The following is a 17,623-nucleotide window of genomic DNA, read 5'->3' on the forward strand; positions in this document are numbered from 1 at the left end:
CAGCATATAGCACAAATAAAAACTAATGCAAGAATAATTTTTCTAACTTTGATATTTTTTAGAGATCTGTGTTTTCTTTCCTTCTATACCCATTCTAACTTCATAAACTTCACTGACATTGTGAACCTGCTATTTGGTTCTTTTTAGCTATATAACAAGCTACCCTGCAAAATTTTTGTCAGAGTCCCAATTTCCTTGTGTCATTACTGCTCCTTCTAAAAAAACACTTTTATTATGAAAATTTTTCTTTCTTCTTCTCTTGGGTAAGGTCAATTTTTTCCTACCATGAACCCACAGTTTGCTCAATGATCCTATTAGAGAGAAAGAGCCTGATCAATTACTCTTGTTACCCTTGGTTCACTTAATTGACACCCATGCTTAAATGCAATTACTCCTAACTTAGGAACATCATCTCTCTTTTCAACATTTTTTAAATCTACAAAGTTTTTCAGAGTTATTCCTCCATTTCCTAGCTTTTCTTTAAAATCATCCCTGTGAACAACTTTAAAAAAGTTTTCTATACCAGCAAATGTCATTGTTTTTATATCACATTTATAATGTGCTGATAAAGCATCAATTAGCGGCTTATGATTGTGCAGAAAAATTTCTTTTTTCACTTCATTAGCTTTATTAATTAAAATATGAGCGTATTCTGGATATTGCTCTTTTAGGTTATCGTGATTATCAATCTGATTCTGTATGTCTGCATTCCTTTCCCACACACTAATTAGTTCATTAATATCACTTTTTTTCAAAAAGGAATGTAGTTCCTGACTTTCTTTTTCAATCTTTTTGACTTCTTTTTTACAGTTTTGAAGATGTTGTGGATAACTACTGTGTAGATCGTGCAAATCACCTATCAATCTATTCTTTTCTTCTAAGTTCTTTTGACTAACATACAGATCAGCAGCTTCTAGTTTTGTTACGTAATTTATTAGAGCTTTCACTGTATCTATATGGCCATTTCGATCAGCAAAACGCAGAGGTGTATCTCCATTACTATTCACTGCATTAACATCTGCCCCTTTTTCTATTAGAAGTTTTACTATCTCTTCATGGCCATAAGCTGTATGTAATGGAGTACCGTCACTATTTCTTGCGTTAACATTAGCACCTCCTTGTATTAGAGCTTTCACTATATCTATATGGCCATCTCGAGCAGCAAAACGCAGAGGTGCATCTCCATACTTATTCACTGCATTAACATCTGCCCCTTTTTCTATTAGAGCATTTACTACCTCTATACCACCTTTGCTAGCAGCCCAATGTAAAGGAGTCCTTCCCTGTCTATCTTTTGCATTAATCTCTGCTTTTTTGTCTATTAGAGTATTTACTACCTTTCCGCTAGCAGCATAATGTAAAGGAGTCCTTCCCTGATTATCTTTTGCATTAATCTCTGCTTTTTTGTCTATTAGAGTATTTACTACATCTGTCCTGCCAATTTGAATACTCAAATGTAAAGGAGTCCTTCCCTGTCTATCTTTTGCATTAATCTCTGCTTTTTTGTCTATTAGAGTATTTACTACATCTGTCCTGCCAATTTGAATACTCAAATGTAAAGGAGTCCTTTCCTGATTATCTTTTGCATTAATCTCTGCTTTTCCTTTTATTAGAGCTTTTACTGCACTTGTACGATCAATTAGAGCAGCCCAATGTAAAGGAGTCCTTCCCTGATTATCTTTTGCATTAATCTCTGCTTTTCCTTTTATTAGACCATTTACTACATTTATATGACCAACTTTAACAGCCCAATGTAAAGGAGCCATTCCCTGATTATCTTTTGCATTAATCTCTGCTTTTCCTTTTATTAAAGCTCCTACTACTTTAATGTTTAATAGTTTGTCTAGGAAAGACTCTATAATATTTTTGCATGCTTTAATATATATAGGTTCCTCACTTCCGGTTTCTCTAGCATGAATATCATCCCCGTACATTTGAGCATTTACTACCTTTGTATAACTTCCGGTAGCAGCCCAATGTAAAGGAGTCCATCCCTGTTCATCTTGTGCATCAACATTTTTTCCTCCTTTTATTAGATCATTTATTTTACCTACATTGCCATTTTTAACAGCATAATGTAAAGAAGTCCATCCCTGTCTATTTCTTGGTACGTTAACTAAGTCCTTCATATTGTTACTAATATTGTTACCATCTGAGTTAAGTAAAGCAAGAGTTAAAGCCTTACCGCCAGCTAAGAACTCTACTAAGCCATTTGGACCTTGGCCACCAATATTACCATCTAAGTTAATTTTAGTATAACCTAAAAGCTTACTGTTAGCTAAGGCCTCTACACCTTTGTCACCAATATTGTTACCATCTAAGTTAATTTTAGTACAACCTAAAAGCTTACTGTTAGCTAAGGCCTCTGCACCTTCGTCACCAATATTGTTAGACTGTAAGTTAAGTGAAGTAAGATTTGAAAGATTACCATCAGCTAAGGCCTCTGCACCTCCGTCACCAATATTGTTAGACTGTAAGTTAAGTGAAGTAAGATTTGAAAGATTACCATCAGCTAAGGCCTCTGCACCTCCGTCACCAATATTGTTAGACTGTAAGTTAAGTGAAGTAAGATTTGAAAGATTACCATCAGCTAAGGCCTCTGCACCTCCGTCACCAATATTGTTAGACTGTAAGTTAAGTGAAGTAAGATTTGAAAGATTACCGTCAGCTAAGGCCTCTGCACCTCCGTCACTAATTTTGTTAAACTGTAAGTCAAGTGAAGTAAGATTTAAAAGATTATCTTTAGCTAAGTTCTCTGCACCTCTGTCACCAATATTGTTACTACTTAAGTTAAGTAAAGTAAGATGTGAAAGATTCCCACCAGCTAAGACCTCTGCATCTGTGTCATCAATATTGCAATACCGTAAAGAAAGCTTTGTAATGTATGTCCTACTCCGTAAAAAGATTACCAATTCGCTTGTATTTATTGTGGTGTGAGATAATGCTAAAGCGTCACCTTCGACATATTGAGAAAAGTCCATTTTACCCTCCATATTAATACTATCATGTAACATATAAACATTACATAATAAACATGCTAACGCTAGCATAAGACAGCTAAACTATAAGTCAACCACTTTTTTAAAAAATATTTTCAATAAAAATGTAAGCCAATTAGCATCACAAAAAATCTAATTATTGACTTTTTCTAAAAACATAAAATAGTACGTATATTTGTGAGAGCTTTTTACGTAAAAGGGGTGTTTCAAAAATAAAAGCGTAAAATTGTTACAACAAAGTTAGGCAAATCAGTTCGTACCTAAATGTGGCAAAAGTAGGCTAAAATAGCTGACTTTGCGATATAGTAAAATTATTATAAATAAAAGTTCGCACGGATCTAGCGGTAGACCAACTGATCCCAAAAAAACTTGTTCTCACGCTTGTTATTTTAAGTTGCTGAAAGTGGTTGTATCGGTTAGGTTATTAGTAATATATTTTACTAAATTAATACCAATTCATTTGAGGATAAAAAGGAAAACTAAGGTAAATTTATAGCAAAAAAGGTTTGTGCTCATCTTATGACAAAGATGCAATAGAAACTCTCATGGAAAAGAGGCAAAGATTGTGGAAGTATATAGAAAAAGCTTTATGACGCTCAACGAAAAAAGGGAGGCGTTTGGCTTGCTGATGTTGCAGGTGATGATGAATTGAATTAAAAATTTTATATATAATGTAAGTGTAGTAATATTAATAAATATCAAATATTTATACTGCATTATCATCTAGCATACTAACAAATTAGAGGTAATTTATGAACGAAATACAACAAAGAGAGTTAAATGAACAACTTTTTAATGCTGTTGTACAGGGTAATATAGGGCAAATTTAGGAGTTAATAGTAGCTGGAGCAGAGGTTAATGCGGTAGATGAGGGTGAAAAAGCTTTTTCACGTCTTTCTGCTTTAAGTAATACAAGGGAAAGAGGGGTAGTAGAGGCAGCGAATATTCAGCAACTTAGACTCACTCCTTTACATTATGCTGTTTTAAGTGGCAGAGAGATGGTAGAGCTTTTAATCGAAAAAGGGGCAAATATTAATATGGTAAGTGAAGATGGACCTACTCTTTTACATTATGCTGCTGCTTTCAGTGACAAAAGAGAGGTGGTAGAGCTTTTAATCAAAGAAGGGGCGAATGTTGATGCGGTGGATGATAATGGCAATACTCCTTTATTTTCTGCTGCTTTAAGTGGCAAAAGAGAGATGGTAGAGCTTTTAATCGAAAAAAGGGCGAATGTTGATGCGGTGAATAAGGTTAAAAATACTCCTTTACATGCTGCTGCTTTAAGTGGCAAAAGAGAAGTGGTAGAGCTTTTAATCGGAGAGGGGGCGCATATTGATGCGATAGATGATAATGGCAATACTCCTTTAAGTTGGGCTGCTGAACATAGCCAAAAAGGTGTGATAGAGTCTTTACTTGAAAAAGGAGCGAATATTGATGTGATAGATGGTGATGGCAATACTTCTTTAAATTGCGTTATTATCTCGAATAAAATAGACAATGCTGAGTTAATAGTAAATCACATAGCAAAACTGGAAGCTACTGGCTTATATGTCAGTCCAGAGAATATACAACTTAAAGCTCAGATAATGCCAGAAATAGAAAAAAGAATATTTCTACATAATCATAAACCATTGATTGATGCTTTATCGACGCATTATGGAAGTAATTTTCAAGCAATGACATTTACTGGTATAAAGAACAGGAGTACGAAATAATACACTAATTTACTTTGTAGACTTCGAAGATGTTACAACAAGACATGTTCCTACACTGAAAGTCAAGACATTTGCAGAGATGGTTAAAAATAAAGATATAAATAGTAACCTTGAGTGCCCAAGCACTGAACAAACTCAAGGAGCTAGTCATTCTCTTAATTAAAGAAGGATACATGGAGACCTTCTGCGAAAACAAGAAGAGGTGTTCCTCGCTTGTATGAAGTATTTTTAAACGTGGTTTTTTTAAAGATCATAATTACCACAAAAACTGGGCTTTCCTTTTGCAGCAGGTCTTAAGCCTCCGCAGCGGACCTTCCGATTCCAAAGCAACTTCTTCTCTGTTGCATTTATTGGTTTGTGGAATAGTAGAAATATTGTTTTAATATCTACATAAAGACATACATATAATTAAGAAAAAGACAGAAGAAAAGAATATAAGAAATTAGAACTGACAAGCAAAAACTTGCTTTTTTATTAAATACGTGTACAATTTAGGCATGTGTTTTTAATTTTGAGGTATAGGTATGATAGACTTTATGAAGAATGAATTTGAAATAATATTGCAGGGGATAGAGGAAAATCCAAGTATATACAGCAATAACACAACTACAAGAATAGCAAATGAATTACAAGAATATAATTCAAGAAGGTCAAGCGAAATTAATGAATCTAGTGAATCTATTCACCACAAAATGCAGCTATTGGATGAAAACTATAACAGAGAGACACAGTTATTGGGTGAAAACTATGGCAGAAAGATACAGTCGTTAAACTACCAGTACAATAGTAAATTGTTACAGGAGCTGCATAACAATGCCAATAGTAGTAAATCCAATTATGATTCTAGACATGCTATACCTGATTATGATTGGGAATATGAAAGGTATAATAATAGTTTGAAAGATAGCGAAGCAAAATTTAATATGGAATTCAAGAAATATGAGAATGAGCTCAGAGAGTTAGAGCAGGAGCGTTGTAGTATAAAACATATAATGCATGAATGTAATCAGTGGAAAAAACATGGGTTTGATATAAATTACATTTTCAAAGTACAAGATGATTCTAACCATACAAAAGAATATACATTATTACATTTTGCTGCAAATTTTGGGGATATAAATGTTACAAAATTACTGTTAGAAGGAGGAGCAGGTGTTGATATAAAAGATCAAAACGGAAATACTTCTTTGCACTTATCCGCATCCAATGGCTATATAGACATAGTAGAACTTCTAGTGAAAGAAGGATCAGACCCTAATGTAGTGAATAAAGACGGAAATACTTCCTTGCACTTAGCTGCTGCAAATGGCCATATAGACATAATAGAACTTCTAGTGAAAGAAGGATCAGACCTTAATGTAGTGAATAAAGACGGAAATACTTCCTTGCACTTAGCTGCTGCAAATGGCCATATAGACATAATAGAACTTCTAGTGAAAAAAGGATCAGATCTTAATGTAGTGAATAAAGACGGAAATACTCCTTTACATAGTGCTTTCTATAATAATTGCACAAAGGTAGTTAAGTATTTAATAGGAAAAGAACCAAGTATGAAAGAAGTTGTAGAGCATCTAGTGAGGTGTGTAGTAGAAGATAGAGCACATACGTTACTAAAAGGTCGTACTCCTTTACATTTAGCTGCTATTTATGACTGCACAGAAGTAGCAGAGTCTTTACTGAAAAAGTGGGAAAATCCTTTGTTAAAAGACACTAATGGTAAAACTCCAAGAGAGTTAGCCACAGATGAAAGTTTAATACAGCTTTTCGGGGAAGCAGAAATAAAACAACAAGAATATAATGCAACCAAGTGGGGTCTTGTTAGTGGCGGATCAATAGCAGTATTAGGTATAGCTGCGACAACCATTTTTGCAACAGTATTTACAATTGGATTTCTGCCTATAGTAGGGGCGGTTGCTGCAGCCACAACACTTGCGTTAGCGGTTGGTGGGACTACATATATGATATTAAAGCCCAGTGCTAAAATAGAGAGAATCGAATGTGAAGAAACATACATCTGCAGAACTTAGGCTTGTTGAAGTTTAGCTCCTTGTGTATGGAATATGCAACTACTATCGGCTTGATGTGCATCCCCAAAGTGTAGTGGTATGGGCGGTATCTGACTCATAGACGTCGTTTCAATTATTAAATATGTTAAAGTACAAACATGAATGAGTTAGAAAAAGTTTGTTCAAGCTATATGAAAAAGTGAAAAATCTAGGGGTAGTGTGCTGCAAAACCTACCCATTCCAAAAAAAAATTGTTCTCACGCTGGCTGGTTTTGGTTGCTGGAAATGGTTGCATCGTTTAAATTTATTAATGTTATACACTACCAAATTATAAGAACCTCCTTCAACTTTACCCAACTCGACACATATACTTTTTGAAACATTGCTGCAAGTAGAAAAAAACAGGTTACCCACCTTAACTTCTTTAAATTTGCTCACAATCTTTACTTGATGCATAAGGTTTTTGTTACACTCCTTTCATCTACCGATTACCTCTACCTACCGCCTTTACCTTTGCTAAGGTCAGAAACACGACTAGCTTCAGGACCTTCTAAACTCGACTGTGGCAGGCCACCAAAATTACTGGAATCACTAACACTAAGCGATATAGGTGCTTCTACTGGTCCACACCCTCCTCCCACTCTGTGATATCCTAATTCTAGATAAGTACGTAGTAATGGATCAATTTGTTCTCTATTTTGAATGTATGCTTGCAATTGCACACTTTGAAATCCCGGATCATTCCTGAATAATTGTGAAATGCCCACTCTTATGTTCTGAAAGTAATTTCTATCTCTGTTTGGGTGGCCTCTTCCAAGAAAATCGCGTATTATATTTATGATATTCTGCACTTGCCCAACAGGATTTTCGTTTAGAACTCGATTAATATCACTAGCATTTTCTAATGCCCATAAACCACAATTCCAACCATCTGTTTGCTGACTAACAGAAACATTATTAATCCTGATATTATTTCCTAAGTTATTTTGAATGATATCAGTAATACCACCTGGAACAGCAGTAGCAGTTGAATCAGCATAGTACCCAACATAGTTCCCATTTTGACGTTCAATCACTAGTGTAACCCAATGAGTATTATTTAAAGTAATGATTAAAGTTAAACGCTGTTGTTTTTCATTTTCCCTAAATTGATTTAATACTCTAACAATGTGCTCGTTACCGTCATTCCTTGCCAAATTAGCTACTTCAAAAGTGTGATTACCTTCAGTACGAAGCTGATATCGCAATCTTCCAGCGTGAGCTATATCAATTTGTTGAAGCCAGTAATCATAATGTCCATTTCTCGTCGCAAATTCTAGCGTAAGTAGATCATTTACTTCTATCCCTTGATTTCTAAGAATATCTCTTATTTGTCTTCTTATCTCTTGTGCTGTAGGAATGGAATTATCACCTCTCCTTATTCTTGACTTTAATGTTTCTATTACCTGTGCTCTAGTACCTTGCAAGTAACTAAATGGAACGTGCAGATTATCATCTATATCAAGCAAAAAAATCGAGTTCTGTCCTGGTTTTCTTTCCGTGTAAAAGCGCCTGAAATTTTCACGAGTCTGATCTGATAATAGACCCTCTGGTGGATTTTCATCAATAACACTTTCAGGTCCCACTAATACTCCTGGTCTTGAGTCACGACCACCACGATCAAGTCTATGTACATACTCTTCTCTTCCTATTCCTTCTGGAATAGATATAAGACCTTCTACTCTCTCTGCACCTGCATTAAATATAAGAGGAAGTAAAACCACCTCATTTCCAGAAGTAATAGGCACATATCCTCTCTGCTTGTTTATAAGTTCTTTTATTTGATCTTTTGCGTTATTCTCCTTTTGTATTATTTCTTCTGCATTACCAGCAAATCTTAATATATATCCAATTGGATGAGTATCTGCTGTAGGTTGCCTTAATAATAAAAGGTCTAATCTCTGTTCTGTAATTCTTGTGAGTATTGCCCTTTCTCCTTCTTCTTCCTGACCCCTTTTCAAACTATATGTTTGACCAACTTTATACATAGCAAGCACTTTATAAGGATTATCACTAGCATAAAATGTACCATGTAGTATAGAACGAAACTTATCCTCACTATTAACATTTATTGCGTCCCTAAGTGGCATCAATGCTCCAGAGATCTCTTGAAATAGTTCTCTATGCTGACCTACATTTTTCCAGCCATCATTCATAACCCTTTCTGAAATACCATGTACATTTTCAGCATTAGGTACTTGTACAAGATCACCATCAAGAAAATTATTTGCATTATTATTTTGGTAATCGTGATATAAACCAAGGTCATTTGGTTGATCAATATCTAGCTCAAATTGGTCATTAAGTGTGCATGAAACTTCCCATACATGAACATTATTTCTATTAACATTAAGAGCTTGTAAATCGATAGCTTCTTGCTGTTGCGCATCGTAAGCTCTAATATGAAGTGTAACTATATTATAACCCTGAGCATAAGAGACCATAGTTAAAGTATGTCTTCTTAAATCTCCATCACCGTATCTAAATATATACTTTCTTACACGTACTCGATCTTCTCCTTCTTCCAGCTCTAAATACTCTCTATCAAAAGCACTACTTCCAAAAGCAAAACCAGTTATACAATCAAATATTCTGTTATAATTCTCTGCATTTCTTGGTATTTCACCAGGAAGATGTTGAAGCAAGAAATCTCTAATATTCTCTCCAACCTCTTCATCTTCTATATACTCAAACAATCTTTGTACTAAAGGAAACCTGCCCTGTTGAAGCCCTACTGTATCAACCCTAAAAGGAATTCGATTTAAATTAAAATTTAATCCAACACAGACAGTATTTCTTGATTCGGTATGGATAGGTATAAATGAAGAATTGTGTAACCTTCCAGCGTAGCCTATGGCACAGTTTAATGCAACATCTGACGGTGTGTCAAATATAGCAAGATTAATAACAATAGGAATATTTTCTCTTTCTGCTTGATGATGTATAAGAAATGCAACATGTGAGTTTCTAGGAGATAAGTCAAGATCGATGCCTATTGTGTAGCGATGACTAAAATTTGCTAAAAAACCTAATAAAAACCCGTGACTCTCAAATTTTTGATTGCGATTTTCAATATTATTTTCTAGCGCTTGTCTGCAATTATCATAGATGTCAGTTATATATGGCAAAACTTCCCTGTGCATTCTACGTTCTACATTTTGTCTTTGGTTATTTGCTAGTATTTCCATAAAGTTGTCAATCCTTTGTTGACCTTGTGCTACCTGTGCAAAATTGACTGATCTATCAAGTTGTCTGAGCTGATTTTGATTGAGTTGTCTTCCTTTTATTTCCTGAATTGTCAATCTGTGATCTCCTAAGAGTTGTCTAAGAAGACTAATCTCAGATGCTGAATATTTGGCAAATTTATCTCTACCCCTAAAATCCTTTTCACGAATCACCTCGAATACTGTTGCAATTGCCTCTCCCTGACTCTTGCCTTTTCCATGCATGCATACTTTATATTGCTCAAAATCTAGGTCTCCTTCCCTTAAATCTGGATTTTGCTGTATAATCTTTTGTATTAGAGCATTTCTCTCCCTTGTACTAAACCTTAACCCATCACTGTTAGGGCGATCAGAAATGCTGTAACACTTGACAACTCGCTGTCCGTCACGACTACGAGTTAAAACAGCAACCTTTAAGTTTCCTGTATTTCTATTCCTACCACCTGTATCAATACCATGATTATCAAAACGAAAATAGACTCTCTCATTTGCATCCAAGATATCAGCATCATGTGCAGTAGCAAACATGCTAAAAAAGAATACAGGGAGGAAACGACCTGCACTTACATGATACAAGAAAGATGGACATTGATCTAAAAAAGATTCAAATCCTTGTCTGAATCCTTCAAGATCTCCATCCACCAAACTCCTAATAAGTCCATCACCATTACTCATACAAAATACCCCTTATTTACTACGACCAGAAACACCAAGAGTTCATAAGTAGATTACTTATTACCACTAAGCGTAAAGACGCTTTTTTTCTTATAAGAAGAAACACCACTTACACTAGGAGTTCCAAGCTCAGACTGCGGACCATCATCAACTGGCAAAGTTGTTTCCTTACTACCATGAGCTTTAGATCGTGACCGTAAATTATTCCAAGGACCATCACCTACAGGACCAAGAGGTAGAGTTGTTTTCTCTAACTCAGAGAATAACTCTTCTGCAAACAAACCGTAATCTACGTAATCCTTCATTCCTTCCCTACCGCATAATCTAAGGTTTTTTATTATCTTTTCCTTAAAGAACTCAAACTTTTCAGGAAAGCAATCTTTAGCAAATAATATTACATCTAATATTTCTTTTTTCTCTACTTCTTTTTCCTCATCAGACTTATAAATGTCTTCTCGTTTCCAGTTAATTATTAACCCTGCAAGCATGTCCTGTATAGGAACTATACAATTAGAAATATTAACAGAAATCTTTCTGTATTCAATAAAGCAGTCACATTTCCAAATCTTCATAATAAGAGATCTAGCTTGAACATTTGATTCAGGATTTTTCAACATTACATTTGAAAGTGAGTAAAGAAGGAGGTCATACTCATCCTGTGAGAGTATTTCCTTTGAATGATCACCTCGTGCTGAAGCTTCCTCATAACACCAGCACTGTACCAAATCATGAACCGTATCAAAAAAACATGACTCTATTAATTCAGCAAAAAGGGAATATATTCCTTTATCTTTCTGCGATAATTTCTGTAAAAGAGTATCTTTATCAGCTATATTCCTTACACAAAAATCTAAAATAGGAGCATCTTTCTCAACAGATTGAGGACGAGAAAGAGCAATAATAGCTTCTGTAAGCTTCTTCTCTTTATCTTCTTCTTTTAAATGATTATAAAAATACTCTACTCCCTCACTCCACCTAAGTTTTACAGCACTGTCAAAGCCTTCTACTGCATCATACTTCTTTAATTCCCCAGATTCTCTATCGATCCAGAAATCAAATACAGGACCTTTCCTTCGAATGCCACCCAAAAGCGAGTTTCGTATGTACTCATCAGTTATAGGATTACCTCTACTATCAAGTTCATCAGAAGAAAATCCATTTTTGTAGGATTCAAATGCTTTTTGAAAGAGTGGATGAATTTTATCTACCACACAGTAACTACAAGCCATCTCATATTTGCGAAGTGGATTATCTATTCCACCTATTTTTTCTTCAGTAAACCTTTGACCTAAAGCAGCATTATCCAACCTTACACCTGACCAGCAACCTTCATCTTGGAATACATTGTGCAAAAACTTCAACTTATCACCCTTAAAGTATTTTATGTGCTCCATAAAGTTATCTTGAAGGACTCCCACCCATCTCTTGATAGCTGACTTCCTCCCGGCAGCAACTGCTGGATCTGGATGTTTAATAGCTTCCTGTAATTTTTTGGACATCGTAGCCCGAAGCTCTTTCTGTGTTGGCATTAACCCCTCCTATTAAGTATTTATATAAAAAAGGCATTGTACATACATTAGAATGGATTGCAACATAAAAATTACTAGAATAGAGGACTTAATAAAAAAAACGTTATGGCTAAAACTTTTCTTCTTGAATGTCCTTAATGTAATCAATAGAAAGGCCGATCATTTTAGCTATAACATCTATAGAGACACCGGCCTTAAGTGAATTCTTTGCAACTTCGATTTTCTCTGCTTTTCTGCCTTCGGCTCTGCCTTTTTCATGTCCGATTTGGATGGCTTCTCTATTTATGAGCTGTATTAGCTGTGGTGTTGTGTAGCAGATTATCCAATCTGGTGCTTCTCTGCCATTTTCCCACTTAGCAAATCTCATCTTTTCCTTGAGATAATATCTCCTATAAGCTTCCACAGCACTGCTGCATTTATACTGATCCGGCAGTGCTTGTATAAAAGCTTGCATATCAGTTGATCGAAAAATGAGTAAATCCTTATTACTATCACACCAATTTATTACTTCCTCTGATTTATGCTTCCTTTTGTATCGCTGTGTATACTCTTTACACAATTCTTTTCCATACTCTATCAACCAACAAAAGTTTCCTTTCGATTGCCTAGCCCACAAAGAACAAGGATGATTGCTGTGAGTGAGTTTATATGGAACTTCTATATCCTGATCTATGACACTAACAAAAGGATTTGGCGCTTTTAATGCTATTGAAAAAACATTACTTAATAACTGAGCAGTTTCTAATGGCATTTTTACTATATGCTTATCACATAACATTTTTGCCGCAATTTCTGGGTTTTCATCTAGTACAAAGATGTTCATCTAAACATCCAAAGATAGAATCAGCTTAAGTTTTTAACTTCATTAACTGTAAGACCAGTAGTTTGAGCTATAATATCAACAGAAACCCCTGCTTTAAGTAGATTCTTTGCGACTGTTATCTTAGCTTGTTTTTCACCTTCTTCTCTTCCCCTCTCTGCGCCAATTTTAATGCCTTCCTCCTTGCCTTCCTCTCTGCCTTTTTGATGTCCGATTAGGATGCCTTTTTCAGTAGCATCATCAAGTTTTTGAGCGAGGACAGCCTGTTCATCAAGAATACGTTTTATTTCCTGTTCATAGGCAATAAATTCTTTTTCTGACCAGTTAAATCTATTTAGTTCTTCATAGGCCTTTTTAATTATTACATCACTACCTATTATTTTTTCCAGCTCTTCTTCACTAGTCTCATCTGCATATTTAAAGAAGTAGATCCATTTTTCAACTATATTTGAAAGCTGATCCTCTTTGGTTTTTGGAAATTTTGGCAATTCAATAAATATGAAGTAAAAATCTTTTAGATCGTGTTCATTAGTATCTTCATCCCGAATAGTATGCTTTGATTTATACTCAGACTTGTCCGGAAACAGGATACAATCTGCTATAGCAATGAAGATAATTTCCTTAAGGTCTTGGTATTGATCACCTTTATCGGCTTGTCTTGAATACGCTTTAGCTGCATAGTATTGGGCACGTTTTTCAAAGCCTTTAGTTTTAGCGACCTGCATCTCGACGATCACTTGCACCCCATCTTCATCTCTACAGAGAACGTCAACAATACTTTGCTTTTTAGCAGCAATATCAGGGTCTTGAATAGTACTTAGAAACTCTATATCCTTTATTGCACTTTTGTCAGTGAAGCCAAGGATATCATTGAGGAAGTGAATAAGAATATCTTTATTTTTTTCAGTACCGAAGATACGGCGAAAAGATATATCATTTTTGGGGTCGAGAAACTTCGAAAGAGCCATGAGAAAAAAACCTAAAAAGCATTAATAATTATACACAATTGTGAAGAAATGTTCAAGTTTTTTATTTTTTTAAGTTTTGAATGCGTTGATGAAAAAAATGTCTCCCATAGATGGCTTTAGAATGCTACTACGCATCTTAGACGTCCTTTTGTACATCTTTTTATAACTCCATCATAAAGTGCCTTTAAAGCCCAGGAAATGAATTCATGAATTTAGTAGCTATAAAAAACTTCAAAAATACCTATCTTGGGTGTGAGAGGCTAATTTCCTAATAAAAATACGAGCGTAAAAACTCAATTACCTAACACCGTGAGATTAACCTCCCACACCCTTATTATAAATAACTCAAAAATAGTATTCAATAATTTTTAGTGGAAAATTTTACAATTGAAGTTATATCTGAGTAAGTATGAATACAAAAAAAGTAGTAATGTACACTGGCAAACGAGGAAGCAGACAGGCTTGCCAGAAAGGAAACTAAAAAGCTGAAATACAAAAACTACCAAAGCTGCAGCGAGTACAAAGAAATTAATGTTTTTATTCAGATACAAATTTGTGTAAGCGCTTACAATGAGGTATATATGGTTGTTTCCGTGAAAGAAGTGATCGTTAGCAGCTGTAATGATAGCAAAGCATATTAATCCTGTAAGATACAAAATAGCGCAAAAAATAAGAAGCTGGAGGCTAAAGCGAGGATATACCCTAAAAGATCTAGCAGACAAAACAGGTATAAACTATCATACGCTGCGAAGATATGAACAAGGGATATGTGGAATTCCAGATGAAGAATTACAAGTTATAGCAGATGCATTATCAGTTAGTTTGAGTGATCTACTTCCTAGACAAAAAGTACTCAAAGAAAACAGTTGTTTTGATAAAAGTAAGATCCAATGGATGTACGATTTCATAGGAAAATACACAAAAACAAGGGGGCGAGAATCACGTAAAGCGATTTATGCATTAACCAAATCTATTCGAGCTGAAGAGGAAAGTGATGTAAAAGCAGCAAGAGTAAGAATGGCGGAGAATATGCTGGAGGCAGGATTTGCTACTGATATAATCTACCGAGCAACAGGCTTATCAACTGATGAATATGATAATGAAGAGGAAAAAGGTTCTAAGCGTCGAAGCAAAAGACAAGAGATGAAAAAGTGGAGAATAATACAAGGGTGTACGCAAGAGGAATTAGCAAAAGAGCTTGGTGTAGGAGGTCCACAGGTACATTACTATGAACAAGGGAGCACCATGTTCGGTGAAAGGTTATGGGAAATAGCGAGAAAATTGTCAGTGGATGCTAAGGATCTGGTGCTTAAATCAACGGAAGAAGACTGCTGTGAAGACGAAGATGGTGAAGGAGAAAAAGAACTATTAAGTTGGGTGAGAGAGTCTAAAAAAATTAGCAATCAAGAATCACGAGATGAACTGGATACATGGGTAGAATTTTTATCCCAAAGAAGGCAAATTTACAAAGAAAAGATTGATAAAGTAGAGTTAATCAAGGTTGCGAATAATCTACTTATACTAGGTGTTTCTATTGATGATATTTCTCAAATAACTAGCTTGACTGCAGAGGAACTTGAAACCCCAAATAGGCATCTATAGCAGAAACTTCATTTCGAGCTTTGACCCAGGTTTTTCGCCGACAACCAAGAAGTCCGTTTTAGGCGATACACTTGAACTCATAATTGTGCCTAAAGATTCCATTAGTGCTTGCGCTTCATTTCTCTCCATTTTTGAAAGTTTTCCAGTAAAAACTACTGTTTTGCCATTAAAAATGGAATTGCTAGTATTAGCAACCACAGGCAGAATATTTAACTGAGCAGCAAGGTCATTTACCATTTCAACATTATCCTTTTCAGAGAAGAAAGATATTAATGAATCTATAATCTTTTCTCCTACACCTATTATGCTCATTAATTCTTCTTCATCAGCAGAATACCAATTTTCATATGAGCCATAATGTTTTGCTAGTAATTTTGCTACATGTGGTCCGACGTATCGAATCCCTAGAGAAGATATAAATCTGTCAAGGGTTATGGTTTTTCTACTATTGACAGAATTCAATAAATTAGATATTAATTTTTCACCCCACCCTTCTTGTTCACTTAAGTTGAAATTTTTTAGTTTTTCTTCCAGAGTAAAAATATCAGGGATCTGTTTTACTAAACCAAGATTATAGAGAGATTCCAGTTGTTTGTCACCAAAGCCAGTAATGTCAAAAGCATCATTGGAAACAAAATATTTTAACCTTTCTATGATTTGAGCTTTACAGGTAACCCCTGAACATCTTATTGCTGCTCCTTCAATCTGTACTTCACTTCCACATTCTGGACAGGTATTCGGAAATATAAACTTTGGTGCATTCGGAGAACGAGCATTTTTGTCCACTTCTACAATCTTTGGAATGACGTCGCCTGCTCGCTGCACTACCACGACATCTCCTTCTCTTACGTCCTTGCGCTCTATTTCATCTTGATTATACAGGTTTGCTCTAGTAACAACCACCCCACCTATGTTTATTGGCACTAATTGAGCAATTGGAGTCAATTGGCCTGTTCTGCCGACTTGTACTAATATCTTTTCTATTTTAGTTTTTCCATAAGCTGCAGGAAATTTGTGTGCTATAGCTCCTCTTGGTGCTTTATTGGTACTACCTAGACGATCTTGCAACTCTAAGTTGTTGATTTTATAGACTACCCCATCAATATCATAACCTAATTCATGACGATTATCATAAATCCTGTTATAAAACTTCAGCATCTCGTCCACATTTTTTGCTAAGCATTGATGTTCATTTACACAGAATCCAAGTTCCTTCAACTTGTTTAATACTTCAAATTGAGTTTTTTCTGCTCCACCAATTAAAGAATAGGCAAAGTACCTGAGCGGTCTACTGGCGGTAACTTCTGGGTCCAATTGTCTTAGTGAACCGGATGCCGTATTGCGCGGATTTGAAAATTGGTTATCCTTATTTAATTTTAAAAAATCGTCATTTCTTATGTATATTTCCCCTCTCACCTCCAATCTACCCTTTATACCAGGTAAAGCTTGAGGAAAACCCTTTATGGTTTTTGTGTTATCAGTGACATCTTCGCCTAAATTACCATCACCGCGCGTTGCAGCTTTAACGAGTAAGCCATTTTCATAAATTGCAGTGAAACTTAAGCCATCAATTTTCAGCTCGCACATTATCTCCAGCTCATCTGTATTTAGGAGTTCTCTGGACTTAGCAATAAATTCTTCAATGTCTTCTTGGCTGTAAACTTTGTTTAACGAGAGCATAGGCACAATATGCTGTACCTTGGAAAACCTATCGTCAGGCGCAGTACCAATGGTTTGAATATCTACTTTTTTTACCAGTTCATCATATTCTGCATCGGTTATTTCTGGCCTATTTTTCCGATAGTACAACTCGTTGTGACGCTTTATTTCTTCTTGTAATTTTAATGTATTTTCACTCATACAATTTACCTCAACCACTGTTTCAGTATACAGCGTCAATTGTAAATAAATTATTGACCGTTGTATTCGTTTAGCTGGTATTCTACAAAGAAGCCACTAGCTTTGCTACTGTTTTTTATATTTAATATACAATATTTAAATAGAAATAGAAAAATATTTAATTAGTAGAGATTTCTGCTCGCTTCT

General features: G+C 35.2%; 9 protein-coding genes. 3 read left to right on the forward strand and 6 right to left on the reverse strand.

Features of this window, described 5'->3' with window-relative positions; all coding sequences use genetic code 11:
* Positions 1-314: 314 nt before the first annotated feature.
* Entirely contained in the window at positions 315-2,981 is a 2,667-nt protein-coding gene (locus tag WHA_RS05970) for an ankyrin repeat domain-containing protein (protein WP_179943638.1), read from the reverse strand.
* 854 nt (positions 2,982-3,835) lie between these two features.
* Between WHA_RS05970 and WHA_RS01415 the strand changes: the two genes are divergently transcribed.
* Together WHA_RS01415 and WHA_RS05975 are read left to right on the forward strand one after the other, a co-directional pair.
* Positions 3,836-4,714, forward strand: a complete 879-nt coding sequence (locus WHA_RS01415; RefSeq protein ID WP_255324788.1) for an ankyrin repeat domain-containing protein — start codon at positions 3,836-3,838, stop codon at positions 4,712-4,714.
* Positions 4,715-5,238: 524 nt separating this feature from the next.
* Entirely contained in the window at positions 5,239-6,741 is a 1,503-nt protein-coding gene (locus tag WHA_RS05975) for an ankyrin repeat domain-containing protein (RefSeq protein ID WP_015588931.1), read from the forward strand.
* A gap of 473 nt (positions 6,742-7,214) precedes the next feature.
* Here WHA_RS05975 and WHA_RS01430 read toward each other — a convergent pair whose 3' ends face one another.
* The 4 genes from WHA_RS01430 to WHA_RS01445 all read right to left on the reverse strand — a co-directional run bounded on the left by WHA_RS01430 (position 7,215) and on the right by WHA_RS01445 (position 13,975).
* Positions 7,215-10,658, reverse strand: a complete 3,444-nt coding sequence (locus WHA_RS01430; protein ID WP_015588932.1) for a cytoplasmic incompatibility factor CifB — start codon at positions 10,656-10,658, stop codon at positions 7,215-7,217.
* A gap of 53 nt (positions 10,659-10,711) precedes the next feature.
* Positions 10,712-12,187: a hypothetical protein gene (locus tag WHA_RS01435; RefSeq protein ID WP_015588933.1), complete on the reverse strand. Its 1,476-nt coding sequence runs from the start codon at positions 12,185-12,187 to the stop codon at positions 10,712-10,714.
* Positions 12,188-12,296: 109 nt separating this feature from the next.
* On the reverse strand, positions 12,297-13,010 hold the full coding sequence (locus WHA_RS01440) for a pyrimidine dimer DNA glycosylase/endonuclease V (RefSeq protein WP_015588934.1): 714 nt from the start codon (positions 13,008-13,010) through the stop codon (positions 12,297-12,299).
* A 20-nt stretch (positions 13,011-13,030) separates the two neighbouring features.
* Positions 13,031-13,975, reverse strand: a complete 945-nt coding sequence (locus WHA_RS01445; protein ID WP_015588935.1) for an Rpn family recombination-promoting nuclease/putative transposase — start codon at positions 13,973-13,975, stop codon at positions 13,031-13,033.
* Between the two features lie 621 nt (positions 13,976-14,596).
* Here WHA_RS01445 and wmk point away from each other — a divergent pair.
* Complete coding sequence (gene wmk / locus WHA_RS01450) at positions 14,597-15,577, forward strand: WO male-killing family protein Wmk (RefSeq protein ID WP_015588936.1); 981 nt, start codon at positions 14,597-14,599, stop codon at positions 15,575-15,577.
* Here the strand turns inward: wmk and ligA are convergent.
* Positions 15,572-17,455 (reverse strand): NAD-dependent DNA ligase LigA, encoded by a 1,884-nt coding sequence (ligA, locus tag WHA_RS01455; protein WP_051062201.1) that lies wholly within the window; start codon positions 17,453-17,455, stop codon positions 15,572-15,574. The genes wmk and ligA overlap by 6 nt on opposite strands.
* Between the last annotated feature and the right edge of the window lie 168 nt (positions 17,456-17,623).

The organism is Wolbachia endosymbiont of Drosophila simulans wHa (assembly GCF_000376605.1).
Lineage (GTDB): Bacteria > Pseudomonadota > Alphaproteobacteria > Rickettsiales > Anaplasmataceae > Wolbachia > Wolbachia pipientis.